The following is a 381-nucleotide window of genomic DNA, read 5'->3' on the forward strand; positions in this document are numbered from 1 at the left end:
CAGCTGTTCCAGGCAGACTACCGCGAGCAGACCGGCAACATGTTGAAGGCTGGCGGATCCAGGACTCTGACCACCAAGGTCTTCGCGGGCGCCAAGGAAGTCGATGTCGTCAACGGCTATTTCAATGCCGGCATTGTGAAGTTCAACCTGTTGATCGACTGGGGTTGGTTCTGGTTCTTCACCCAGCCGATGTTCAAGCTGATGGACTTCCTCAACAAGTATTTCGGCAATTTCGGTCTCGCCATCCTGGCAACCACCGTCATCGTCAAGACGCTGTTCTTCCCGATCGCCAACCGGCAATATGCCTCGATGGCGAAGATGAAGAAGCTGCAGCCGAAGATGGAAGAACTGAAGGCGCGTCTCGGCGACGACCGCATGGCG

The 381-nt window shown here is 56.2% G+C and carries 1 protein-coding gene; it reads left to right on the plus strand.

Features of this window, described 5'->3' with window-relative positions; genetic code table 11:
* Nucleotides 1-381: membrane protein insertase YidC (gene yidC, locus AC1D0P_RS31650; RefSeq protein ID WP_477680341.1), on the plus strand; the 381-nt coding region annotated here is incomplete at both ends.

It is taken from the genome of Polaromonas sp. P1_G2 (assembly GCF_056405515.1).